Below are 25,565 nucleotides of genomic sequence, written 5' to 3' on the forward strand. Positions count from 1 at the left end.
ATCAGTTATCAGTTATCAGTTATCAGTAAGGAATAAACAGTAAAATTATTTAGATTTTGGGAACTTAAATCATCTAATCAGCACTTTTTTTACTGTTTACTGTTTACTGTTTACTGTTTACTGTTTACTGTTTACTGTTTACTGTTTACTGTTTACTGTTTACTGTTTACTGTTTACTGTTTACTGCTTACTGCTTACTGCTTACTGCTTACTGTTTACTGCTTACAACTCAAGTACAATCGCCTCCCGAACAGGACGATACGCCAAGTCAACCATTGAAGCATTTACGTACAAAGTTTCACCAATTTGTTCCTGACCGTAAGCCTCATGTATGTGTCCGAATACGTGCAAACGAGGTTTTACCCGATTTTGAACAATATCCGTCAAATCCTCACAACCTACTTTTTCACCTCTAATGGTTTGGTCTAAAATGCCGTAAGGAGGTCCATGTGTAATCAAAATATCTGTTTCCGTTGGAATTAAATCCCAATGTTTACGAATATCCTGCCCACGTTTTCTATTAAAAGCCCAATCATAAAACCAAGGTTGCACGGGCGAACCCCAAATTTTCAAGCCTTCAATCGTCGTTCCACTATCGTTGAGATATTCGATATTGGTAATAACTCTTTTGACTTGTTTCGGATATTTCTCAAAGAAAAAATCATGATTCCCTGCAATCATAACCTTATGACGATGCGGTAATGCCCCCATCCATTCATTAAACATTTCAACTTCTTCTATTTTCCCTCTCGACGAAATATCACCCGCATGAATCAATAAATCCCCATCGGGAATCGTCATTTTGTGTTGTAAACTGTGAGTGTCTGAAATACAAACTATTTTCATTTTCTTGTCAGTAAATTATGGCACGCAGATGAGACTTGCCGTCTGCCTTGATGCTTCGCAACGCAGATTTTACGGATTTTATTAATACGCTAAATTAAGAATAAAAAAATCTGTAAAATCTGCGTTACTTGTATCTGCGTCATCTGCGTGCTATTTGGCGTATATTCTCGAATATTTTTAATAAATTTAAGCAAACAAACCTAAATAAAATCAATGCAACGTAGAACATTCATCAAACAAACAAGTTTATTAACTGCCTTAGCCTCTACCAAAACCTTAGCAGATAACAAACCGACAGCCAAATTTCCATTTGTTATTTCAACTTGGAAAAACGAAAAAGCCAACGAAGCCGCTTGGGCATCGCTCCAAAAAACAGGAAGAGCCTTAGATGCCGTTGAAGCAGGAGCAAGAATCCCCGAAGCAGACCCCAATGATACTTCCGTAGGTTACGGAGGTTTTCCAGACCGTGATGGCAATGTTACGCTCGACGCTTGTATCATGGACGAAAAAGGAAATGCGGGTTCAGTAACTTTTCTTCAAAACATTATGCACCCCATTTCAGTAGCAAGAGCCGTAATGGAAAAAACACCTCATGTGATGCTTTCGGGAGAAGGAGCTTTACAATTTGCTCTTTCGCAAGGTTTTAAGAAAGAAAATTTATTAACAGATGTTGCCAAAAAAGCATGGGAAGAATGGAAAAAAACATCAAAATACGAGCCTAAAATCAATATTGAACGCCACGATACCATCGGTCTATTGGCATTAGGAACGAAAGGTGAAATCTCAGGAGCGTGTACCACCAGCGGATTAGCATTCAAAATGCACGGTAGAGTAGGGGATTCGCCTGTAATTGGAGCGGCGGTATTTTGTGATGATGAAGTAGGTGGAGCTTGTGCCACAGGTTTGGGAGAATTTGTCTTGAAAACGCTTGGCTCATTCCTTATCGTAGAATTAATGCGTAATGGCAAAACCCCGCAACAAGCCTGCGAAGAAGCCATCATGCGTATCGTGAAACGCTATAACTACAAAGAATTTCAAATTGGATATTTAGCTTTAAACAAAAAAGGCGAATACGGAGCTTATGCTATTCAATCAGGTTTCAATTATACGATTACAGAGAATGGCGTTACAAAAGTCATTGAGTCTAAATATTATATGAAGTAGAGTTTATGAGTTTAGAGTTTATGAGTTTATGAGTATATGAGTTTATGAGTTTATGGGTATATGAGTATATGAGTATATGAGTATATGAGTATATGAGTATATGAGTTTAGAGTTTATGAGTATATGAGTAAAGAGTATATGAGTAAAGAGTTTATGAGTAAAGAGTTTATGAGTAAAGAGTTTATGAGTAAAGAGTTTATGAGTATATGAGTAAAGAGTTTATGAGTATATGAGTAAAGAGTATATGAGTTTATGAGTAAAGAGTATATGAGTATATGAGTAAAGAGGATATGAGTATATGAGTAAAGAGGATATGAGTATATGAGTAAAAAGGATATGAGTATATGAGTAAAAAGGATATGAGTATATGAGTAAAGAGTATATGAGTGATGGAATCTATGAGTGGTGGGGAGGTTTATGATTTAATGGGAATATTTTTCTAACTGTGTCAATTTCTACTTTTGGTTTCAAAAATGTTTATTTCAAGGCAATGAGACTACTTTTAAAAATACTTGACACAGTTGAATGAAAATACTCGATTTAATCGTTTAATAATTCATAAACACCAACTCATAAACACCTAATCTCATAACGTCAAACTCAAATCCTCATATCCTCTTTACTCATATCCTCTTTACTCAAATCCTCAAATCCTCATATCCTCTTTACTCATAAACTCAAATCCTCATATCCTCATATCCTCCTACCTCCACGCCAAACAATGCCGTTTTGTCAGGAAAATTGTCTAAAAAATGCTTGGCAAGTTGTTTGCGGATAGTAAAGTTCAAACATGATAAATATCATAAGGAATGATTTTTTTGTAAATCAATTATCATGTTTTATTTTTACTGACGATACTCAGCAACAAAATGGACGAACAAGAAGAACTCCAAGCAACTCAAACCTATTCTGACCTCGAAAAACATCGTGTTTTCGAGAAAGAATTTATGCCTCATATTGATTCTATGTACAATTTTGCTTTCCGTCTGACTAACGATGAAGACGATGCAAATGACCTTGTACAAGATACATATCTCAAAGCATTCAGATTTATCAACTCATTTTCGGAAGGAACTAATGCCAAAGCATGGCTGTTCCGTATCTTAAAGAACAGCTTTATTAACGATTTTAGAAAGAAATCTAAAGAGCCTTCAAAAGTTGATTATCAGGATGTAGAAACAACTTATAATTCAGAGGAAGACGCAGAAACAAATCAAACCGTTGATTTAAGAGCTGAAACCGTTCAGGACTTAATCGGCGATGAAATTGCCAATGCTTTGAATGCTTTACCTGTGGATTTCAGAACGGTCATTATTCTTTGTGATGTAGAAGGTTTTACCTACGAAGAAATGGCAAAAATTCTGGATATTCCAATCGGGACAGTTCGTTCAAGACTTCACCGTGCAAGAATGTTGTTGAAAGAAAAATTAAAATCTTATGCCAAATCGTTAGGCTACGACGTAAATGCTGACAGTATGGCAGAGTAGAATTGAGATGATTACAACTTGTAAAAAATATTTCGATTTTGTAGAAGGTTTTATGACATTTCAAGGATAATAAGTTAAACAAAATATTTTTTTTCAATGAAGTGGAATTATTTTAAAACACACCCTGTTTACTAACTACTTGATTGATAAATAGTAACCCCAAATTTGAACGACAGTTAAAATTGCTTAATAATTAAAAAAATGGTTTCCGAGGCTGAGAAGATACAAAAAAAGACATCGTGCGAACATCAAACTGATTGCATGAAATTGGTACAACTGATTGTAGATGGTCAGGCGACAGATGAGCAAATTGTTCAGTTCAAACAGAATATGGATAAATGCTTACCTTGTGAAAAAGGCTACGAATTAGAAAAATGTATTAAGGAAACAATGCAATTAAGATTAGAGAAAAAATGTATTCCTTCTAATTTGATTGACTGTATCAAGCAGAAAATCAAAGGATTATAAATAGATATTAGGATTTAGGTCTTAGACATTAGCGAAAAAATAAGCTAATTGCTATATTTTTAATAATATACTCAAGTTATTAAGTTGGTCATTTCAAATGATTTCACTTAATAACTTTTTATTTTTGTGGAACTTTAGGATTTGTAGTGCTTTTTCACTCAATCACTCATACGTTCAATAAATCATTCATTCATTGGAAAACGGTAAACTCATCATCTTTTCAGCCCCATCTGGTTCGGGCAAAACAACTATTGTTAAGCATCTATTGGCCAATAACGAAAATTTAGGATTTTCGATTTCGGCTTGTACTCGTGATAAACGTGGACGTAATGAAGAAAACGGCAAAGACTATTACTTCATGACTCCCGACGAATTCAAGCAAAGAATTATTAATAATGAATTTGTAGAATGGGAAGAAGTTTACCCAGGTGCATATTACGGAACATTAAAATCTGAAATTGAAAGACTTTGGGCGTCTGGAAAACACGTAATTTTTGACGTAGATGTACGTGGAGGAGTGAAATTGAAGGAATATTACAAAGAAAGAGCTTTGTCTATTTTTGTAAAAGTACCAAGTGTTGAAGAATTAGAAAAACGCCTTCGTGAGCGTGGAACGGATTCTGAAGACTCAATCTCGAAAAGAGTTTTTAAAATGAATTTTGAAATGTCTTTCCAAGACCAATTTGATATTGTTCTTTTAAACGATGACCTTGATACCGCTTTTGAAAAAGCACAAAAATTATTTGATGAATTTACTTCGTAGGGGTTAGGTTTTAGGAGTTAGGGGTTAGTTGTAAAACTCCCCTAATTCCTAACCCCTAACTCCTAACCCCTAATAAATGAAAATTGGTTTATTTTTTGGGTCATTCAACCCTATTCATATCGGGCATTTGATTGTGGCAAATGTCATGGCTACTACTACCGACTTAGACCAAGTTTGGTTTGTGGTGTCTCCGCAAAATCCTTTCAAGAAAAACAGCTCACTTTTACACGAGTTTGACCGCTTGACGATGGTAGAAAAAGCCATTGCCGACAATGCTCAATTCAAAGTAACAGACATTGAGTTTTCGATGCCAAAACCTTCATTTACGATTGATACGCTTATTCGTTTGCAGGAAAAACACCCTCAACACGAGTTTAGACTGATAATTGGTGGAGATAATTTAGCTCAATTCCCAAATTGGAAAAATCACGATAAAATTTTAGAATATTTTGGACTGTACGTTTATCCAAGACCAAATTCTGTAAAAAGTGATTTAGAAAATCATCCAAATGTGAAGTTGGTAAATGCTCCATCTTTAGATATTTCAGCGACGTTTATTCGTGATTGTTTGAAAAACGGAAAATCAATTCATTATATGGTTCCTGAAAGTGTCGAACAATATATTCATTGGAAAAAGTTTTACTTATAAATGGCTTTGAGCATTCTGATTTTCGTAATCAAATTTACTGAAATTAGAATGTAGAAAGCCGAAAGCAAATAAATGAAAATCAGTATTTTAGGTTGTGGTTGGTTAGGTTTGCCATTGGGTGAAACTTTAGTGAAAAATGGTCATACCGTAAAAGGTTCTACCACTTCAGAAAGTAAAATTCCCTTACTTTCTACGGTAAATATAGAGCCTTTTTTGTTACAATTTACGCCTAAAATTGAAAGTGAAAATATCGCTCAATTCCTTGATTCTGAAATACTTATTATTTGTATTCCTCCACGAGCGGGTAAGTTAGGTGAAGATTATCACATTCAACAAATCGAATCTTTACTCGAATATTTGCCTTCATCTTCTATCAAATCCATTATTTATACTTCTTCAACTTCCGTTTATCCCGACTTAAATCGTGAAATTTCGGAAGAAGATACGGTTATTGACAATCACGCATTGATTAAAGTTGAGAATCTGTTGAAAAACCTTCCTCAAAATGTGACAATTTTACGTTGCGGAGGTTTGATGGGCGGCGAAAGAATTCCTGCTAAATATTTTCAAGGAAAAACGATTAATACAGGCAAAATCCCTGTAAATTATGTCCACCAAGACGATGTGATTGGGATTATTTCAATGATTGTAGAAAAAGGTTTTTGGAATGAAACCTTCAATGTCGTTTCTCCAGAACATCCGATTCGAGAAGAAATATACCTTAAAAATTGTGAAGATTTAGGTTTTACAAAACCAATTTTTGAAGAAGCAACAGAGCTAATCCCTTTTAAAATAATCAGTCCGAAAAAACTAATTTCACGGACTGACTATAATTTTAAATATGCTAATCCTTTGGATTTTAGGTATTTGTAAATTACCCTTTTACTAATTCAAAAACCGTAATCTCTGGTGGCATTCCTACCCTTCCCGGATAACCGATATAACCATATCCACGATTGATGTATAATTTTTGGTCGCCTTGTTCGTAAAGCCCTGCCCACTGTTTGTAAGCATATTGTGCAGGAGACCACGTATAATCGCCAATGTTGATTCCAAATTGCGTTCCGTGCGTATGTCCTGAGAACATCACGTCAATGTCTTTAAATTTGGTGTTAACTTCTTTATCCCAGTGGGTTGGGTCGTGTGAAAGCAATAATTTTACGGGTGCTTCTTCCGTTCCTTGATGTGCTTTTGCTAAATTTCCGTAGGTATGAAAACGATTCTGTCCGCTGATATTTTGTACCCCAATAATCGCTAATTTTTCACCACCTTGCTCAATGAAACGATTTTCGTCCATCAATAAATCATAACCCATAATTTTATGAGCGTGCATCAAATCTTTGAGGTTTTGTTGTTTTGCTCTTGCGTCGCCTTGCCAATTTACGTAGTCTGCATAATCATGATTTCCAAGTGTACTAAAAACTCCCAAAGGAGCTTTTACTTTGTTAAAAATATCAATGTATTCTTGGACTTCCGTAGCTAAATTATTTACTAAATCCCCAGTGAAAAACACCATGTCAGGTTTTTCTTTCATCAACATTTCTACGCCACCTTTCACGGCTACACGATTGAAAAATGAGCCAGAGTGGATATCAGAAATCTGAGCGATTGTCATACCTTCAAACTGTTTTGGAAGATTTTTTAAGGCTAATTTTACTCGACGAATTCGATAATCATGAGCTCCAGAGATAATTCCCCAAGTAAGAGCTACGGCTGGAATTGTACCTGCAACAACGGCAGTTTTCATTAAAAATTCAGAACGGGTAATATTTCCTGTGCCTCCTACGGGTGCATCTGCGGTAACGGTATGCCCTGTAAATTTGGCAGAAATCCAACGAATTAATCTTCCTAAATCATCAATCAGGAGAAATAATACCACAAAAATTTTAGAAACATAATTGATGAAAACGCCTACCATGATAACGGTACGTAAGTTTTTCCCTAATAAATCTGGATTGACGAAGTTATAAACCCACATACCCGCAAGTGTAAGTGTTGTGACGCCCCAGAAGATATATTTAATGATATTTTGTGTATTTTGAGCAAGATTTTGCGTGGAAACTTTAACAGCTTGCCAAACGTACCAGTCTATCAATAAAAAGACTAATGTAATGACTGGAATGATAATTAATTTGTTCATCTACGAATTGAGTGTTGGTTATTTTATCAAAACTCAAATACTGAATTGTAGGTTCAGGAACGGACTTATTTTGTGATGAACGGAAGGTTTTAAAGAGTAGATAACAGATAATAGCGTTTAGAAGGCGTAAGTACCGTGGCGGTTTAAGAATTGCAATAATCAAGCTCATGCCAATCCTAAATCCTAATAACCTTGCTTAATCGTACAAATTTAGACCATGTTTGATTATTCAGTAATAATCCGATTAATAAGGGCTATCAATCTTAAATCCAAACCCTTACCTTTCAACAATTTACTCTCTATAATCTATCCGTCGAACACTATTATACCTTCTTGAAAACATTAGCACTAATGTTGCATAGCTTAAAGGTTTAGTCGCTTCAAAATTGGCTAATCTATACCGAAAATACAACACTTTTTTTTTACGTTCATAAGGGAAAATATAAGGCTCGTGAAATATACATTAAATTATAAATATTCACTTTTGGTAATTCGTGTAGGTACATATACCTTTGGTATTAATAAATAGCTAATCACAATTTGAAAGTCTGATTTTTCGTGGCGGCTTAAAATCAGACTATTTTTCAAGTTGCAAGAATTTTATAAATCCCTAACACATTTAATCGTTTGAAAATTATTTATCATCGTGGCGGCTTTGATATTTAGAGGTAGATTTGTGTGATAGGGATTTTTTATTCCTTCGTTCCAAACAAATCTTGTCCCTGCACAGATACTTTCACGCCCGAAACAATTCCATTAACCCGAGAGAATATTATTACTGCTCCAAAGTTGCTTTCCTCAAATTCATCATCTTTTTTACGAGTTAACTTTAATGCTGGATAACCCGCTACTTGCCCAAAGATATTACCATCTTTAAAAACTATCTTCATTTTTTCAGCGAAAGGATTTTCATCCATTTTATAGCTTCCCAAATAATCCTTAAACTCGGTAGAATCACTCAACGTTATATTGTGATTTGAAACAACATTTTGCTCATTAGAGGCTTTTGTACAGGTTGTAATGACGAAAAGTTTTACGAATACAATAAAAAATACTTTTTTCATTATTTAAACAATGTTTGATATTGTGATAAAAAAGGCTTCAAATTCCCTTTTACAAGTAGTTTGAAGCCCAAATGATTTTATTGAAAAACTCTGATATAATCTACAATTAGATGTTGAGGGAAAACGGTGGAAATATCTGGGCTTCCCGGCCAATTGCCACCTACTGCCAAATTGATGAGGAAAAAATACTCTTCTTGAAATTCGCTAAGTCCAGCAGGTGTGGTATCAATTTCATGGAATTTTTTATCGTCCATATACCAAACAATTTTTCTGGAATCCCAAATTATAGAAAATACATGAAACTCATCATTGAAAATCCCTGACGCTAATTGTGTATTCCCACCATATTGAGCGTAACTATTGTTGTTATCCCAGTGGGCTGTTCCATATACGGTATTGTCTTTACCACTGCCTCCAATCATTTCCATGATGTCAATTTCACCACATTTAGGCCAACTTACCGTTGTGATATTTTTCCCTAACATCCACAATGCAGGCCAAATGCCTTTCCCTTTTGGTAAAGCCGCTCTAATATCAACCCGACCATATTTAAGATTAAACTTATTTTGTGTCGTTAATCTGGATGAAGTATAATTTTGTCCTCCTATGCTTTCTTGTTTCGCTTGAATAATTAAATAGCCATCTTTTACCGTTGTATTTTCTTTTTTGTAATATTCTAATTCATTATTTCCCCAACCGTTATTATTGCCAATTTCATAATTCCAGTAAGTTTCATTTAAACTTGTTCCATCAAATTCATCTGCCCAAATAGCTTTCAAATTGGCGTAACTTGTAGGAGTTGTATAACCTTTGGTAGGAATAATAGAAACGGGCGTTTTTACAGGGTTATCGTTATCATCATTTGAATTTGCGACATACTCTGCGGGTTGGTCGCAAGCTTCAGATGTTACTGCCTTATTACCAAGTCCATCGCCATCTGCATCTTGATACCATATTTTTTTCACACAAGGTTCATCAGCTTTACTACACGAGATAGCAAAAAAAGTAAGCGAGAATAGAGCAAAAATGAGGTTAATTCTTTTCATAATTTTCGGTTGATTTTGTTTATAAGCAATGGCACAAAATAGAACTCTATTTTGAAATGTCATTAATAATCAAGTTGATGATAATTCTTAAATCGTCATTGTTCTTACTTTAAAATTTTGTCTAAAGCTTCTGTAATTCTTTCATTTTCACTTGGTCTTGGAGCATCTTCATTGATAACTTTTCCATTTTCATCTATTAAAATATAGCGTGGAATAGAGCTAATATTAAAAGTGGCTGGAATTATCGATTCTGAAGGATTGGCAAGCAAAAAACTATGCCCATCTGGTAAAGCAAATGATTTGTTTGCTTCTGCCCAAGCCGCAGACTCTTCGTCTAACGAAACATACAAAAAATTAACGTCCTTGTCTTTATACGCTTCACGTAGAGCTTGCGATGCAGGCATTTCTCCCCGACAAGGTCCACACCAACTTGCCCAAAAATCAACATAAGTAACTTTATGTTTTGTTGTAATGTCTTTAAAATCAACGACTTTGTTGTTGGGGTCAAATAAAGAAGTGGGCGTTGTTTTAGCCGTAGAAACTGCTGTAAGGCTATCGCTTGAATCGGTAGTCTCTTGCCTTTTGGACGAGCATTTTGTAAACAGCAACGCCGAGGTCACTGTCAATAAGATGAAGTGTTTTTTCATGATTTGGTTTATAAAGATTGGTATTTTATTGAGTATTTGGAATAAAATTACTGATAAAGGCTTCAACTCACAATAAATCAAAAAAATATCTAAATATTTATAGAAAATAGTATGCTTGCATAACAAAATTTGTAAATTAGTAGAATAATTGAAATATTTTCTAAACACGTACTATCCAAAATATCGGGTTGGAAACCCGACCAACCAAGCATGAATCAAGCATATATTTATGACGCTGTCAGAACGCCACGTGGTCGTGGAAAATCTGATGGCTCTTTGCACGCTACTCAGCCAATTACGTTGGCACAACAGGTTTTGGCACAACTCCGTGACCGAAATAATTTAGATACCAGTTTAATCGACGATGTTATTATGGGTTGCGTAACGCCCATTGGCGAACAAGGGGCAGATATTGCACGAACTGCTGTCATTGCGGCTGGTTACGACCAACGAGTAGCGGGTGTACAAATTAATCGTTTTTGTTCATCAGGTTTAGAAGCCGTAAACATGGCGGCAGCTTATGTCATGTCGGGTCAGCAAGAATTGATGATTGCAGGAGGAATTGAGTCGATGTCACGTGTCGCAATGGGGTCAGACGGTGGGGCAATGATGATGAATCCGCAATTGATTGCCGAGCATAAATTTGTACCGCAAGGAATTTCAGCCGATTTAATTGCCACAAAATACGGCTACACTCGTGAAGCCGCAGATGCTTATGCCGTTGAGTCGCAAAGACGAGCAGGAGAAGCACATAAAGCCAATCGTTTTGCTAAATCAATGTTTACCGTAAAAGATGAAATCGGGCTTGATGTTTTGAGTTACGACGAAGGAATGCGACCCGAAACAACGGTAGAATCTTTGGCGAAATTGAAACCGTCTTTTGAAATGATGGGACAAATGGGTTTGGATAATTTAGCATTGATGAAATACCCAGAATTCAACGCAATTAACCATATTCACCACGCAGGAAACTCCTCCCAAATTGTAGATGGTTCAGCAGGCATCTTGATTGGTAGCAAAGCAATGGGTGAAAAATTAGGTTTGAAACCACGTGCCAAAATTACCGCTTTGGGCGTTTGTGGCTCTGAACCAACTATTATGTTGACTGGTCCAGTTCCCGCTACGCAAAAGGTTTTGAAACGCAATGGTATGAATATCAATGATATAGATTTGTTTGAAATCAACGAAGCCTTTGCGGTTGTACCAATGTTATTCATGGATTTATTGGGCGTTGACCCTGCCAAAGTAAACGTAAACGGTGGAGCAATTGCTTTGGGACATCCGCTTGGAGCAACAGGTGCAATTATCTTAATGACGCTTTTGGATGAATTGGAAAGGACAGGAAAATCAACAGGTTTAGCCAGTTTGTGTATTGGTGGCGGAATGGGAATTGCTACGGTGATTGAAAGAGTGTAAAGATTTTAGGTAAATATTGGAACACGGATTGAACGGATTAGACACGGATTTACAAATTATTTTTCTTAAAATCCGTGTCTAATCCGTTTAATCTGTGTTCAATCAGTCCAGTTAAATTTAAGATAAACAATGATTTCATACAATATAAAAAATAACGTAGCTATTCTCAGTATCAACGTGGCGAATCAGCCAATGAATGTTTTGAATAGTGAATCTATGCCTGCCCTTGCGGAGGCTTTGGAAAAGGCATATTCTGATGCAGAAGTAAAAGGAATTGTTATCACTTCTGAACGCCCTGAATTTATTGCAGGGGCGGATTTGAAGATGATTTTGGAAAATAACGGAAAAGCTCCCGATGAGCTATTGAAACTCTCTTTGGGACTCAATCATATTTTCCGTAAAATGGAAACTAACGGGAAACCCGTTGTCGCTGCCATGAACGGAACAGCTTTGGGCGGAGGGTACGAAGTCTGTTTGGCGTGTCATCATCGAGTTGTGTTGAACAATCCGAAAGCCGTAATTGGCTTGCCCGAAGTAACGGTCGGTTTATTGCCTGGTGGCGGAGGAACGCAACGTTTGCCCCGAATGATAGGCATGGAAATGGCTGCTCCGTTATTGTTGGAAGGCAAAAAAGTTTCTCCGAAAGAAGCACTTTCATTAGGCTTAGTAAATGAATTAGCGGAAACATTCGAGGAAATGATGGATAAAGCATTTGCGTTCATCAATGCCAATCCAAACGCTATTCAACCTTGGGACGAAGTCAATAGAAAAACGGGAAAAATTCAGGCTCGGGAGAATTATAAAGTTCCCAATGGAAATATTTTAACGCCCAAAGGCTTACAATTAATGATGGGCGGAACAGCCATGACTTTGGGCAAAACGCAAGGAAATTACCCTTCGCCAATTGCTATTATGTCGTGCGTTTATGAAGGACTTTTAGTAAATATTGATAGAGGAATTGAAATTGAAGCCCGTTATTTCGTAAAAGTTGCCAATTCATCCGTTGCTAAAAACTTGATTCGAACTATGTTTTTTGGTTTGAATGAAGTCAATAAAGGGGTTAGTCGCCCGAAAGGAATTGACAAAACCGATGTTAAGAAGATAGGTATTTTGGGTGCGGGAATGATGGGAGCGGGTATTGCTTACGTATCCGCAATGGCAGGAATCCAAGTTGTTTTGAAAGACGTTTCAATGGAAGCGGCAGAGAAAGGAAAAGCCTATTCAAAAGGAATTTTGGATAAAGCCATTTCAAGAGGGAAAATGGATTCCTTGAAAGCGGAAAGCATTTTGAACTTGATAAAACCAACCGATAATTATGCTGATATTGAAGGAGCGGATTTAATCATCGAAGCCGTTTTCGAGAATCGTGAATTGAAAGCAACCGTAACCAAAGATGCAGAACCGTTATTAACTTCGGGGGGCGTTTTTGGCTCAAATACTTCAACTTTACCGATTACAGGCTTGGCGAAAGCATCGGCGAAACCAGAGAATTTTATCGGAATTCACTTCTTTTCGCCCGTTGATAAAATGCAATTGGTGGAAATAATCATGGGTAAAGAAACTTCTGATTATGCTTTGGCTGTGGCGATGGATTACGTGAAGAAAATCCGCAAAACCCCAATTGTGGTGAATGATTCGAGAGGGTTTTATACTTCACGAGTATTCGGAACTTATACATCGGAAGGTATTGAATTATTGAAAGACGGCGTAAATCCAGTGGTAATTGAAAATATTGCCAAGCAAATTGGAATGCCCGTTGGACCTTTGGCGGTTTCGGACGAAGTAGCGTTGGATTTAGCCTATAAAATTTCGGGTTCAGCTGTAAAAGATGGCGTTTTGCCAGAAACCGACACAACCTATCAAGTAAGCAAGCAATTTACCGAAATGGGACGTTTAGGAAAAAAAGTAAAAGCAGGTTTTTATGAATATCCAGAAGGCGAAGTGTCGCTCGGCGGTAAAAAGCATCTTTGGAGTGGATTAGCCGAACTTTTCCCCGTAAAAGAAGAGCAAATTGTTACCAATGACATCAAGCAAAGATTACTATATCGTCAGGTTTTAGAAACCGTAAAATGCGTAGAAGAAGGCGTAATTCGCACCAATTTAGATGCAGATTTAGGTTCGATTTTCGCATGGGGATTCCCTCCATATTTAGGCGGAACACTTTCATTTGTGGACACAGTCGGTATAAAAACCTTTGTTTCGGAATGTGATAGATTAGCCGATATTTACGGAGAACGTTTTAGACCGACTGATAAATTGCGAGAGATGGCGGAAGCTGGGGTTGGGTTTTATGCGTAGGATTTAAAATAAAAGGCGAGTTGTGAGGCTCGCCTTTTATTTTTGTCCTTAGCTTTCGGAATTAATTTTTTGCTGTACTGTATTGACAAAATCAACTGATGTTCCACTAAAATTTGCAATATCTTCGATTGAAAACTGCTTACTTGCAAGCATTTTTTTCACAGTTTCATATTTGATTCTTAGTTCCGCTTCCTCAATTTTCTTTTTCTCATTTTTAACTGCCAAAGCATTTGCTGAAATAATCATTTCATAGTTCAAACGCTGCTCAGGAGTCATTGCTTTTTTATCTAATTCTTGAATCGCTACATTCAACCATTCTTCATTCCAAAATGTTGGAAATTGCGTTTGCTCTGTAATTGTATGCAAATTTTTCATGGTGAAAATGAGTTTATCCAAGTCTGTTCTAATTTCAGATAATGGCATTTTAAATTTAGCTAATTCTACTGTAACGAACGTCATTTGGTCGTCAATTAGTTCCCCTTTTTCATTTCTTAAAACGGCAACGTTATGATAATCAAAGATATGTGAAAAAATATCATTGGCTAAAATACCAATGCAGTAAATTTTTTGTAAGCCTTCAAAAGTATATTTTCCTTTCTTAACAAGTGTATTAAAACGATAAAGTGCGTAAAATTTCATACGTTGAATAAACTCAGGATATTCACTTAATTGCATTTCAACGATAAAATGATTGTCGTTTTCATCGGTACAAGCTAAGTCATAAATACCACTTCGACTATCCAAAGTAATGGCAGTCATTTCATTTTTAATAAATTCAATTTCTCGAATAGCTACGGGTGATTTTATCAAAGCCTGTAATGCTTTTTTTAGAAAAGTGGTATCACTTTCGTTGCCAAAAGTTGCTTTAAACCCGTAGTCAGAGAGGATAGAAATAAATCTCTCATTATCATTGTAAAATTCCATGATGTAAAATGTATGTTTTTGATAGAACAAAATTGCTATTGAAACCAAGTTTGTGGTTTTGCTGATTTCTCTCAAAGATATGTATTCATTTGAATGTCTTACTAATCAAATCACGCTTTCTGTGTATATTTAAAGGCAGGTTCACAAGAACTTGCCTTTTTAATTTACCAAATCCATGAAAAAAACACTACTAACACTTCTAACAAACTTTATCATTTTTACGCTTTCGGCTCAACAACTTTCTGTTGAGCAAATTATGCAAGACCCTAAATTTACGGTGGGTGCTTTGCCTTCAAATATCTTTTGGGCGGAGGATTCTAAAACGGTTTATTTTAGTTGGAATCCTGAGAAAAACAAGGCTGATTCACTTTATGGGGCTTCGGTGGCTGAGAAAAAACCGTTTAAGATTTCGCCACAAACTCGTCGTGCTTTACCTGCTAATAACGGAAATTATTCGGCTGATTTTAGTAAAAAAGTTTATGCTAAAAACGGGGATTTATTTTTGTTGGACTGTCGAACAATGGCAATTCGTCAGATTACGAATACGATTGAAAATGAATCTAATCCAAGTTTTAATGGAAAGGACGATAAAATCATTTTCACGAAAGGGAGTAACCTTTTTAGTTTTACGATTAGCAATGGAGAAATTGACCAACTGACTAATTTTCAGACGGGAACAAAGAAACCAGAATCGAAATTGAGCGAACAAGAAAAATGGCAGAAGCAAGACCAATTAAGCCTTTTTGATGTTTTGAAAGAAAGAGCTGATAAGAAAAAAGAAGGTGATAAAATCCAAAAAGCTGATTTGCCAAAACGTGCCAAAGAGATTTTTGTAGAAGATAAATCGGTGGATGCTCAAACGCTTAGTCCCGATGAAAAATATATTACTTATCGTTTAGTAAAATCTGCTACGGGAGCAAAAACGGCAATTGTGCCAAATTATGTAACTGAATCAGGTTTTACCGAAGATATTCCTGCTCGTACAAAGGTTGGTGCGGCTCAAACGGCTTATGAATTTTGGGTTTATGACATCAAAAAAGACACGTCGTTACAGGTTTTTACAAAAGATATTGACGGAATTTTTGACGAACCTGATTATTTGAAAGATTACGTTAAGAAATCACTCGTTGTTAAGAGAGATACTGTAAAGAAAAAACCAGAGCCAAGAAAGGTGATTTTTAGCAATGTCGTTTGGTCGGAAGATGGGAAATATTGCGTTTTGGTTGTGAAAAGTCAGGATAATAAAGACCGTTGGATTATGCGTCTCGACCCTGCTACTCGCAAATTACAAACAATCGACCGTCAGCATGATGAGGCTTGGATTGGTGGGCCGGGAATTGGTTTTGGTGGCAATGTAGGAACTTTGGGCTTCTTGGGAGATAATCAAACGCTTTATTTTCAGTCGGAAGTAGATGGTTATTCACATCTTTATACGATTAATTTGGCAACGTCTGTCCGTAAACAATTAACCAAAGGGAAATTTGAAGTTCAGTCGGTACAATTATCTCGTGACAAACAAAATTTTTATATAACAACCAACGAAGTTCACCCCGGAGAACAACATTTTTATCGTTTGGCTGTGGCAGGTGGAACGCCAACCCGTCTGACCAAAATGGTAGGTTCAAATCAAGTGGTTTTATCGCCCGATGAAACCAAATTGGCGTATTTAAACTCATACTCAAATCGTCCTTGGGAAGTTTACATACAGGACAACGAAGCAAATGCGACCGCTACGCAAGTAACTAAATCACAAAGTCGTCAATTTAAAGAATACAAATGGCGTGAACCCGAAATTGTTACATTCAAAGCAGAAGACGGACAAACCGTTTATGCTCGTTTATATGCGTCAAAAACAGGTGAAAAAGGCAAGAAACCTGCGGTAGTTTTTGTACATGGAGCGGGTTATTTACAAAATGTGCATAAATGGTGGAGTCAATATTTTAGAGAATATATGTTCCACAATATGTTGGTGGATAACGGCTATACCGTTTTGGATATTGATTATCGTGCTTCTTCAGGTTATGGGCGTGATTGGAGAACGGGAATTTACCGTTTTATGGGTGGCAAAGACCTCTCTGACCATGTGGACGGAGCAAAATATTTAACAGAAACGCAAGGGATTGACCCCAAGAAAATCGGAATTTATGGAGGTTCTTATGGCGGATTTATTACATTGATGGCAATGTTTACCAAACCAGATGTTTTTGCGGCGGGTGCTGCACTTCGTCCTGTAACGGATTGGGCGGCGTATAATCATCCATATACCGCCAATATTTTGAACGAACCACAAACCGACTCAATTGCTTATCAAAGAAGTTCACCGATTTATCATGCCGAAGGGTTAAAAGGGAATCTCTTGATTTGTCACGGAATGGTAGATGTAAATGTACATTATCAAGATGTAGTACGTTTAGCTCAGCGACTTATCGAACTCAGAAAAGAAAATTGGGAATTGGCTTCATATCCAATGGAAGACCACGGTTTTGTAGAACCAACTTCGTGGATGGATGAATACAAACGGATTTTTAAATTGTTTGAAACAACTTTGAAGAAGTAAAGGTATAAATGGTAAGATTGATAAATAAATCTAATTGTTTATTTATCAATCTTAAATAATTATCCTTAAAAATTGAATTGTGCTTGCAAACGTAACAAGTTTCCTACTTGATTATTTACTGGTAAAGCTGCATCTTCAAAAGTTCTATCGGAAGTGGTATAAATGGCAGTCAATTCAAAAAAGTCTTTTAATTGCCATTCTGCTCCGATTTCTAAATCTTTTACAATATATCTTCTTGCATCAATTTCGTGTTTTTTACCTCCATTATAATATTGGTATTTTACAAATGGTGTAATATGGTTTTCTCCTACCTTCTTTCTGTACATAATCTGTGCATATCCTCCATTTAGGTTTTTTATTTCGGTTTTCATCGTTGTTGGATTGAACTCTGGTCCTTCGCCAATATTATATTCCGCTTGAAAACCAAATGGTTGTGGGTAAATAATTAGAGAACCTGCCATACGACGGTCAATGTATTGACTTTCGGTTGCTTTATTTTTTGTAGCCGTTTTTTCAATCACAAATTTTCCTGTGTATGCTTGCACAGAAGCTTCAATAATTTGTCCAGACTTTAACTTGAATGGATAGGTAATTCTTGAAACAATATGAGGTTCATTATTTAATTCAGCTTTGTTTGCATTTTGCCCATTGTAAGCACCAAAGGCAAATACACCATAATCACCACTTCCTTTTAGCCCAGAGTTTACTAAATATTTGAAACGTTCACGAATTTCAGCAGGAGCATAATAGAAAAATACGCCTAAATCACGTTCATTTGAAACGGGACTATTGGTAGCATCGGCACGGTCGAGTGCAAGGCGATTTTGAGAAGATTGCATATTCTCAAAGCCGTAAGGAACTTTACTTTGTCCAAAACGAAGACGATACTCTTTTTTTGTATCCAAAGCTAAGTCAAAATAAGCATCACGAATTTGTAAACTGTGTTGAAAAGAATTACTCACATTAGACGCAAAATCTGGCTGAATATAGATATACAAGCGGTCTGAAATATCTCCTGAAAGAACTAAACGACCTCGACGGATGAAGAAACCGCCGTTTTCTCCCCACGATTTATCGCATTGCTCGCATTTGAGTTTGTCATTTGTTTCTAATAAACGATTATATCTTACTTGAGCATAACCTCTCAATGAGATTTTATCGTACCATTTCTTTGAAGTTTGAACCTCTTTTTTGGGTTCTGAGATTGAATTTTGGCAAAAAGTAGTTAAGCTAATGGCACAAATAGCCATTAGACATGAAAGTCCCTTAAAAGTGGTCATGATTTTAGATTTTCTATATTGGTAGTTGGTACTAAAATGTGTACTAAGTCTTGGGTATTAAGTATTAAGAGGTTGAATTTTTCTCTTAATACCTAATACTTAGGACATAATACATTGAATAATTATCCCAAAAGAGTACGGAATAAATAGAATAATGTAGCAGATAATAAAATGGTTACAGGTAACGTTAATACCCATGCCATTACGATATTTTTAACGGTACCACCTTGTAAGTTTTTGATACCTTTTGAAGCAACCATTGACCCCGCAATACCCGAAGATAATACGTGAGTTGTTGAAACTGGCCATTTATAAGCCGTCGCCAAACCGATAGTAATTGAAGCAACTAATTCAGCAGAAGCACCTTGTGCATAAGAAAGGTGTTGTTTCCCGATTTTTTCACCAACCGTTACCACAATTCTTTTCCAGCCAATCATTGTTCCTAAGCCCAATGAAAGTGCAATCATCCACATTACCCAGTTTGGTGCAAAATCTGTTAAAGATGACAAACCATTGTTACTATTTCCAAAAGTAAAGAATGGAGGTTTTTCTCCAGCAGTTGCTTTTTTCAAGGCTTTTTTGTCATCTGCACTTAAAGTAACAGCATCACTTTCCATTAACTTTTTCGAGTGCTTATTGATATTTAAAACATCTTTACGAATGTCTAATTTAGTTTCAACCGTTAAATTTTTAGCATTTAATGTTTTATCTGCAAAAATCGTATTTAATCCTTTTACGCCTTTCATTACTTTGGCATAACTTTCTTTTTCGGTTGATGATAATTTATTTGTATCAATTTTAGTAATAATTGATTGTACCACTCCAACTTCACCTTGTAATTTAAAAGGGTCAACTTCTGTATTAATCGCAAAATAACTTGGTAAAAATGCAATCAAAACTAACATGACTAAACCGATTCCTTTCTGTCCGTCATTACGTCCGTGGAAGAAACTAACCAAAGTACAAGTCGTAAATAAAATGGCTCTAATCCAGAATGGAGGAGGAGTATCTTTTTTAGGCTCTTTGAAAATTTCTTTATTCGCAATTGATTTTTTCAAGATGTACATGAAAACAATTGCCACCGCAAAACCAAATAATGGAGAAAGTAAAAGTGCTTGACCAATTTCAGTAGCTTTATCCCAGTTTACAGTTGAAAGTCCTTTATTGTTTTCTGGTAAAAGTGCATAACCAACACCAATACCAATGATTGAACCAATCAAAGTATGTGATGAAGAAGCAGGAATACCGAAATACCATGTGCCTAAGTTCCAGATAATTGCAGAAAGCAACATTGAGAATGCAAGAGCCATGGCATGATAAACGTTGGGGTCTATCAGTAGTTCTGTGGGCAGTAGTCCAATAATAGACATAGTTACCCCTACGCCACCTGTTAATAAACCCAAGAAATTCATAAAACCAGACCAAACAACAGCCTGAGTAGGTTTCAAGGAATTAGTGTAAATAACAGTTGCTACGGCATTGGCAGTATCGTGAAATCCATTCACGAATTCAAAGGCACATGCCAAAAACAAGCATAAAAAAAGGAGAATGAACAAAGATGTGTCGAGTCCGAACATTGTGGTTTTAGTTAGTAAAAATTGAAAATGATGATATTATTGGAAATTGAAAAAATATAAGTTTTAATCCTTAAACTTTTTTATTTATTATCATTTTCAATCATTAGAATTATTCATATTGGTATATATGCCACAAAAGTAGAGAGACTTTGTGAGTTCAATGTTACCAAATTGTTAAATTTCATTTTTCTGGAAAAAAAACCTTGAAAATGAGTCGATTAATAGGATTTTTCAGAGAAATCTGTTTATAAAAATAAATGCCTTTCAAATAACTTGAAAGGCATTTATTTTTATAAACTTGTTATTAAAGCGTCGAGATTTTCTTCTTTTCTAAATATCCCTTTTCTTTTGCTTGGATTCATTTCTAAAATTTTGATGAAATACTCTGGCGGGTAAAACCCTTTGAGTCGCCCAACTGTTTTGCCATTATAGTCTAAGAATAACGTAGTAGGAAATTGAGCAACCTTATATTTATCTGCAATTTCCATTCCTTCCAATTCTTCAACATCTACTTTATAAGCAAAGTATTTTAAGCTAATAATTGAAGCTATTAATTCATCAGAATACGTTTCTTTGTCCATTTTGATACATGGACTACACCAACTTGCGGAGAAGTCTAAAATAATTGGTTTTTTCAACCTTTTAGCCTCTTGTAACAAGTCTTTATAACTTCCTGTAAAGAAAGATGCTGAAACAATGTCTTGTGCATATCCTTTCAATGATGATGTCAATAAAAAGATTATTATAAACTGCTTTATCATATCCAATGTGTGTCATAAGTAGTTTGCAAGATACATTAGACAATAATCAAGCCATAATTTTTCTTGGAAAATTCCTTTTTTATTTCAAATAGTACCAATAATACAGAGTGGTACACACAAAAAAGCCCTAAGAAGTTCTAAGGGCTTTTTTGTAGAATTAGTATTTGTACAATGAATTACATTACACCTAATGCTTTCAATGTTTCGATGCTTAGTGCATTACCAGTTGCTAAGTTATTATCTTTTTGGAATTGTAAGATAGCAGCTTTAGTTCTTACACCGATGATGTCATCAATTGGACCTGGGTCATATCCTTTAGCTTTTAATGCTCTTTGGATTTGGATGATTTTCTCAGTAGTCAATTTTTGCTCACAAAGAACTTCAACCCAGTCAGCATAAGAGTTACCCGATACTTGTGCAGTAGTAGTATATGAACCATATTCAGCAGGAATAGTAGTTTCAGCAGTTTTAGCAGCAGATTTCACAACAGTTTTTGTAATTGTTTTGTATTCTGCTGGAATTTCAACTTCACGAGTAGCAGCTGCATTAGCTACAACTTGACGAGTACGAGTTCCGTATTGTGCAGGAGTCTCAATAACTTTTGTAGTTGCAGGAGAAACCAATACTTGTTTTGTACGAGTAGCATATTGAGCAGGAACTTCAACTGTACGAGTTGTTGCAGGAGTTGCCACAATTTGTTTCGTTACAGTTTGGTAGCAACTTGCACCACCTGCCAATTTACCAGCACCAACACCAGCTCCGTTTCCGTCACCAGGAACAGCACAAGGAGTAGGAACATCTAATAAACGAACTGTTGCAGGAGTAACCACTACTTGTTTAGTACGAGTAGCATATTGAGCAGGGATTGCTTGTTCTTTTACTTCAGCATCTTTTACCAAAACTTGCTTAGTAATAGTAGCATATTCAGCAGGAATTGAAATTTCACGAGAAGAAGCAGCTTTCGCTAATACTGTTCTTGTGATAGTTCTGTATTCAGCAGGAATTTCTTTTTCAACAACACGTGCAGGTTGGTCAACAACTTCACGAGTGATAGTTTCGTATTGAGCAGCAACAGCAGTTGATGTTGCGAATGCAGCATTTCCACCAGCATTAGCTCCAGTAGGAGCAACAATTACTTGTTTTGTAAAAGTGGCATACTCAGCAGGAAGAGCTACTTCACGTACAGATGCAGGAGTTGCCACAACTTGCTTAGTAATCGTTTGGTATTGAGCAGGCGTTGTTACTTCTTTCGTTCCAGCAGGAACTTTCAATACTTGCTTCGTGATAGTTTTGTATTCAGCAGGAACTGTTACTAAACAAAGGATACGGCAATCATCAGGATTTGCAGATAAACAACCTGGGTCAGCCTTACCTCTTTCGTATTTTGTATATTCGTCACGAATTTTGATTCTTTCAGTTACTGTTTCATAAACAGGAAGCGTTGTTACTAAAGCAGTTGTAGCTTCTTTCAATAACATTTGTTCAGTAACTGTTTTGTAAGTAGCAGGAACAACTTCTAAACGCTTAGAAGCTTCTTTAACTAAAACTTGTTCTGTTACAGCTTTGTAACCAAACTGTTGTGCAGCCAATGTAGTAGATGCTTCTTTTACTAAACGTTGCTCAGTTACTTTTTTGAAAGTTCCAGGAACAACTGTTAATACTTTAGAAGCCTCTTTTACTAATATTTGTTCTGAAGCAGTTCTGTATTCAGCAGGAATAGTTTCCAAACGTGAATAAGCAGCTTTAACCATATATTGCTCAGTTTCAGTTTTGTAAACAGCAGGAATAACTGTATAAGTTTTTGATGCTGGTTTAGAAACATACTGTTCAGTTTCTGACTTCAATACAGCAGGAACAACCTCTTGTTTTTTACAAGGGCTACCCGTAACAACAGAACCGTCAGTACCAACAAACGCTTTACGTGCATTATCCCAAGAACCTGCTAAGAAAGAACCCGTTGGACAACCGCCCATAAAGATATTTTCTGTAACAGTTTTATAAACTGCAGGAACTACTTCTAAACGTTTAGAAGCTTCCTTAACTAAATAGCTTTCAGTTTCAGTTTTATAAACCGCAGGAATAACCGTCACTGTTTTACCAGCTTCTTTCACCAATACTTGCTCAGAAACAGTTTTATAAGCAGCTGGAATAACTTCCAAACGCTTAGATGCTTCTTTTACAAGAACAGATTGTGTCTCTGTACCCATTGTTGCTGGAATAACTGCAAGCGTTTTCCCTGCTTCTTTAGCTACATACTGCTCAGTTTTAGTGGTAAACTGTGCAGGCTTCAAACATTTAGCATAACATTTGCCGTTAACTGCGTTAGGCGGCAGGTCATTTTGGGCTATAGCCACCGTGCTGACCAAACTGAGTGTGACTGCTGTATAAAGCAGTGAATAGTTAAGTTTCTTCATTGTTGTTGTTAGAAAAAATAAATCAGGTGTTTAAGGGGTTTGATTTAATTGACAAATATATACGGGGTTTTGGTAAAATGCAAAGTAACTCGTACCCTAACAAAAGGGCTATTTCATCTTGTTTAGAACGTTTAAAACGAGATAAAGTAACGTTAATCATAATAAAAACTATTCAAATGCTCCATTTTAAGGCGGGGAGCGTAAGTAAGGAAACTCTGTTGCAGAGTGTAGAGAGCGGAAGTGATATAAATCTTACGTAAATTTGCAGATGTTTTACAAACATTGCAAATTTTTCAGTAAAAATGAAATCGTTTTTTGCATTTTTTTTCAAGTTTATATTGATAGATTATCATTTGTTAATCAAGATAATGCACTTAAATAAACTTTTTCTTATTAATCAACACATTAGGAGCATCTTTTTGAGTATTTTCAACCAGATTTTCCACTAAATTTTTCGTAGAACTGATGAAAGTTTCAGAAGCAATTTTTTTACAGAGTAATACCGATTATCAGAAATGTCCAAAGCCTGATAAACCCGAATATGCCTTCATTGGTCGCTCGAATGTGGGAAAATCATCCCTAATTAATTCGATTGTCCAGAAAAAGGATTTAGCCAAAACTTCACAAACTCCTGGTAAAACACAACTAATTAATCACTTCCAGATTGATAAAAAATGGTACCTTGTTGACTTACCTGGATATGGGTACGCAAAAGTCAGTAAAGTAGAAAGAGAGAAATTTGAGAAGATGATTCATGAATATCTGGAAAATCGTGAAAATTTAATTTATACTTTTGTATTAGTAGATGTACGCCACGAAGCCCAGAAGATTGACCTTGAATTTATCAATACATTAGGAGAAAAAGGAATTCCATTCTGTATCGTTTTTACAAAAGCAGATAAATTGTCAAAAACGGCAGTTGATAAAAACGTGGAGGCATATCAGCAAAAAATGTTGGAAACATGGGAGGAAATGCCACAATTTTTTGTAACCTCTTCCGTTAATGGGAGTGGTCGAAAAGAAATTTTGGATACAATTGATAACTTGAATAAAGAGTTTTAGAACAGATGGAATGATGAAGCGATGATAGATAAGTTTTATGACATATAAATTTATTAACAATCTCTCGTTTTCTTTGTAAAGATTTAACAAGTATTTTTGTAAAAATATCAATAGAAATTAAAAATGTGATTACGATTTCATAATAAAATAACTATCGTTTATCACTTAATAAAAACACATGGAATTATTAAAAGAAGTTGCCAATATTTCAGGGCAAAGTGGATTGTATAGAATTTTGAAGCCTACTCGTACAGGTGTGATTGTTGAAAGTTTGGACGGAAAGAAAGCTCGTTCGGTAGTAGGAGCAAATGCTCGTGTATCGGTTTTGAAGGATATTTCGGTTTATATGGCTAATCACCAAGACAATGCTATTCCTTTAGGAGATATTTTCTTGGCAATCAGAGAAAAACACGGTGAAAAAGTAGATATTAATGTTAAAAACTCAACTGATGCAGATTTGTTCGATTTCTTAGATTCAGTCGCTCCAGATTTTGACCGTGAAAAAGTATTTGCTTCAGACGTGAAAAAAATGATTAACTGGTATAATATTCTTTCAACAAATATGCCAGACGTTTTTTCAGCTCCTACGGAAGTTGAAGCTGAAAAGCCAGCAGAAGCTTAATTTAGATAATAATTGATAGAGAATAAATAAACGTGAGTTATTGATATAACAAACTGATAATCAATTTTTTACAACAAAAAAAAGCAATATTGCCGACTCTAATGTATTTTTGTAATTGCACAAAAACAAGAACACATCATGAGCCGACTAACATTGCTAACGACAAAATTAACAGAAATTTTCATTGACTGCGACGATTTTTGTAAGTGTTTTGAAAAACACATGGTTGAATCAGGAGAAAGTTTAGCTGTCTCCAAAATGAGTACCAGTGAAATGATGGCGATCAGTATTTACTATCATCATTCGGGCGTTAAATGTTTTAAATATTACTATCAAATTATTATCAAAGGATATTTAAAATCATATTTTCCTAAGGCTTA

General features: G+C 35.8%; 21 protein-coding genes and 1 pseudogene. 12 read left to right on the plus strand and 10 right to left on the minus strand.

The genetic code is table 11. The features are described from left to right. Positions 1-222: 222 nt before the first annotated feature. Positions 223-846 carry a metallophosphatase domain-containing protein gene (locus tag LV89_RS20435; RefSeq protein WP_109744782.1) on the minus strand — a complete coding sequence of 208 codons (624 nt, stop codon included), beginning with the start codon at positions 844-846 and terminating at the stop codon, positions 223-225. Positions 847-1,059: 213 nt separating this feature from the next. Here LV89_RS20435 and LV89_RS20440 point away from each other — a divergent pair, with 213 nt between their 5' ends. The 6 genes from LV89_RS20440 (at position 1,060) to LV89_RS20465 (ending at position 6,250) form a co-directional block, all read left to right on the plus strand. After that, positions 1,060-2,010 (plus strand): glycosylasparaginase, encoded by a 951-nt coding sequence (locus LV89_RS20440; protein ID WP_109744783.1) that lies wholly within the window; start codon positions 1,060-1,062, stop codon positions 2,008-2,010. Between the two features lie 869 nt (positions 2,011-2,879). After that, on the plus strand, positions 2,880-3,497 hold the full coding sequence (locus LV89_RS20445) for a sigma-70 family RNA polymerase sigma factor (protein ID WP_109744784.1): 618 nt from the start codon (positions 2,880-2,882) through the stop codon (positions 3,495-3,497). A gap of 261 nt (positions 3,498-3,758) precedes the next feature. Then, entirely contained in the window at positions 3,759-3,965 is a 207-nt protein-coding gene (locus tag LV89_RS20450) for a phosphohydrolase (RefSeq protein WP_229201564.1), read from the plus strand. A 193-nt stretch (positions 3,966-4,158) separates the two neighbouring features. Beyond that, the gene (gmk, locus tag LV89_RS20455; protein WP_109744786.1) at positions 4,159-4,728 is read left to right on the plus strand and encodes a guanylate kinase; all 570 of its coding nucleotides are present in this window, start codon (positions 4,159-4,161) and stop codon (positions 4,726-4,728) included. Positions 4,729-4,804: 76 nt separating this feature from the next. Then, positions 4,805-5,377 (plus strand): nicotinate (nicotinamide) nucleotide adenylyltransferase, encoded by a 573-nt coding sequence (gene nadD, locus LV89_RS20460; protein ID WP_109744787.1) that lies wholly within the window; start codon positions 4,805-4,807, stop codon positions 5,375-5,377. A gap of 72 nt (positions 5,378-5,449) precedes the next feature. After that, entirely contained in the window at positions 5,450-6,250 is an 801-nt protein-coding gene (locus tag LV89_RS20465) for a Rossmann-fold NAD(P)-binding domain-containing protein (protein WP_109744788.1), read from the plus strand. A gap of 1 nt (position 6,251) precedes the next feature. Here LV89_RS20465 and LV89_RS20470 read toward each other — a convergent pair whose 3' ends face one another. From LV89_RS20470 to LV89_RS20485, 4 genes are all read right to left on the minus strand, one after another. After that, positions 6,252-7,517, minus strand: a complete 1,266-nt coding sequence (locus LV89_RS20470) for a metallophosphoesterase (RefSeq protein ID WP_109744789.1) — start codon at positions 7,515-7,517, stop codon at positions 6,252-6,254. Positions 7,518-8,209: 692 nt separating this feature from the next. Further along, positions 8,210-8,581: a hypothetical protein gene (locus LV89_RS20475; protein WP_109744790.1), complete on the minus strand. Its 372-nt coding sequence runs from the start codon at positions 8,579-8,581 to the stop codon at positions 8,210-8,212. Between the two features lie 77 nt (positions 8,582-8,658). Continuing rightward, positions 8,659-9,627, minus strand: a complete 969-nt coding sequence (locus LV89_RS20480) for a glycoside hydrolase family 16 protein (RefSeq protein WP_229201565.1) — start codon at positions 9,625-9,627, stop codon at positions 8,659-8,661. Between the two features lie 104 nt (positions 9,628-9,731). After that, positions 9,732-10,274 (minus strand): TlpA family protein disulfide reductase, encoded by a 543-nt coding sequence (locus tag LV89_RS20485; RefSeq protein ID WP_109744792.1) that lies wholly within the window; start codon positions 10,272-10,274, stop codon positions 9,732-9,734. Positions 10,275-10,484: 210 nt separating this feature from the next. Between LV89_RS20485 and LV89_RS20490 the strand changes: the two genes are divergently transcribed. After that, complete coding sequence (locus LV89_RS20490; protein WP_109744793.1) at positions 10,485-11,690, plus strand: acetyl-CoA C-acetyltransferase; 1,206 nt, start codon at positions 10,485-10,487, stop codon at positions 11,688-11,690. Positions 11,691-11,819: 129 nt separating this feature from the next. Further along, a complete protein-coding gene (locus LV89_RS20495; protein WP_109744794.1) occupies positions 11,820-13,988 on the plus strand; it encodes a 3-hydroxyacyl-CoA dehydrogenase NAD-binding domain-containing protein in 2,169 nt (722 codons plus the stop codon). Positions 13,989-14,036: 48 nt separating this feature from the next. Here LV89_RS20495 and LV89_RS20500 read toward each other — a convergent pair whose 3' ends face one another. After that, positions 14,037-14,912, minus strand: a complete 876-nt coding sequence (locus tag LV89_RS20500) for an Rpn family recombination-promoting nuclease/putative transposase (protein WP_109744795.1) — start codon at positions 14,910-14,912, stop codon at positions 14,037-14,039. A 175-nt stretch (positions 14,913-15,087) separates the two neighbouring features. Between LV89_RS20500 and LV89_RS20505 the strand changes: the two genes are divergently transcribed. Beyond that, complete coding sequence (locus tag LV89_RS20505; protein ID WP_229201566.1) at positions 15,088-17,469, plus strand: S9 family peptidase; 2,382 nt, start codon at positions 15,088-15,090, stop codon at positions 17,467-17,469. A 65-nt stretch (positions 17,470-17,534) separates the two neighbouring features. On the opposite strand, the gene LV89_RS20510 is transcribed toward LV89_RS20505, so the two are convergent. From LV89_RS20510 to LV89_RS20525, 4 genes are all read right to left on the minus strand, one after another. Further along, positions 17,535-18,749, minus strand: a complete 1,215-nt coding sequence (locus tag LV89_RS20510) for a porin (protein WP_109744796.1) — start codon at positions 18,747-18,749, stop codon at positions 17,535-17,537. Positions 18,750-18,871: 122 nt separating this feature from the next. Continuing rightward, the gene (locus tag LV89_RS20515) at positions 18,872-20,326 is read right to left on the minus strand and encodes an inorganic phosphate transporter (RefSeq protein ID WP_109744797.1); all 1,455 of its coding nucleotides are present in this window, start codon (positions 20,324-20,326) and stop codon (positions 18,872-18,874) included. Positions 20,327-20,616: 290 nt separating this feature from the next. Beyond that, the gene (locus LV89_RS20520; protein WP_109744798.1) at positions 20,617-21,087 is read right to left on the minus strand and encodes a thioredoxin family protein; all 471 of its coding nucleotides are present in this window, start codon (positions 21,085-21,087) and stop codon (positions 20,617-20,619) included. Between the two features lie 176 nt (positions 21,088-21,263). Further along, positions 21,264-23,501, minus strand: a complete 2,238-nt coding sequence (locus LV89_RS20525) for a peptidoglycan-binding domain-containing protein (protein ID WP_109744799.1) — start codon at positions 23,499-23,501, stop codon at positions 21,264-21,266. Positions 23,502-23,966: 465 nt separating this feature from the next. Between LV89_RS20525 and yihA the strand changes: the two genes are divergently transcribed. The 3 genes and pseudogenes from yihA to LV89_RS24950 form a co-directional block, all read left to right on the plus strand. Beyond that, complete coding sequence (gene yihA / locus LV89_RS20535; protein WP_109744801.1) at positions 23,967-24,563, plus strand: ribosome biogenesis GTP-binding protein YihA/YsxC; 597 nt, start codon at positions 23,967-23,969, stop codon at positions 24,561-24,563. 178 nt (positions 24,564-24,741) lie between these two features. Then, the gene (locus LV89_RS20540; protein WP_109744802.1) at positions 24,742-25,185 is read left to right on the plus strand and encodes a DUF5606 family protein; all 444 of its coding nucleotides are present in this window, start codon (positions 24,742-24,744) and stop codon (positions 25,183-25,185) included. Between the two features lie 138 nt (positions 25,186-25,323). Then, positions 25,324-25,565: pseudogene (locus LV89_RS24950) on the plus strand (IS982 family transposase); the annotation flags it as partial.

The sequence above is a fragment of the Arcicella aurantiaca genome, from assembly GCF_003148625.1.
Classification (GTDB): domain Bacteria; phylum Bacteroidota; class Bacteroidia; order Cytophagales; family Spirosomataceae; genus Arcicella; species Arcicella aurantiaca.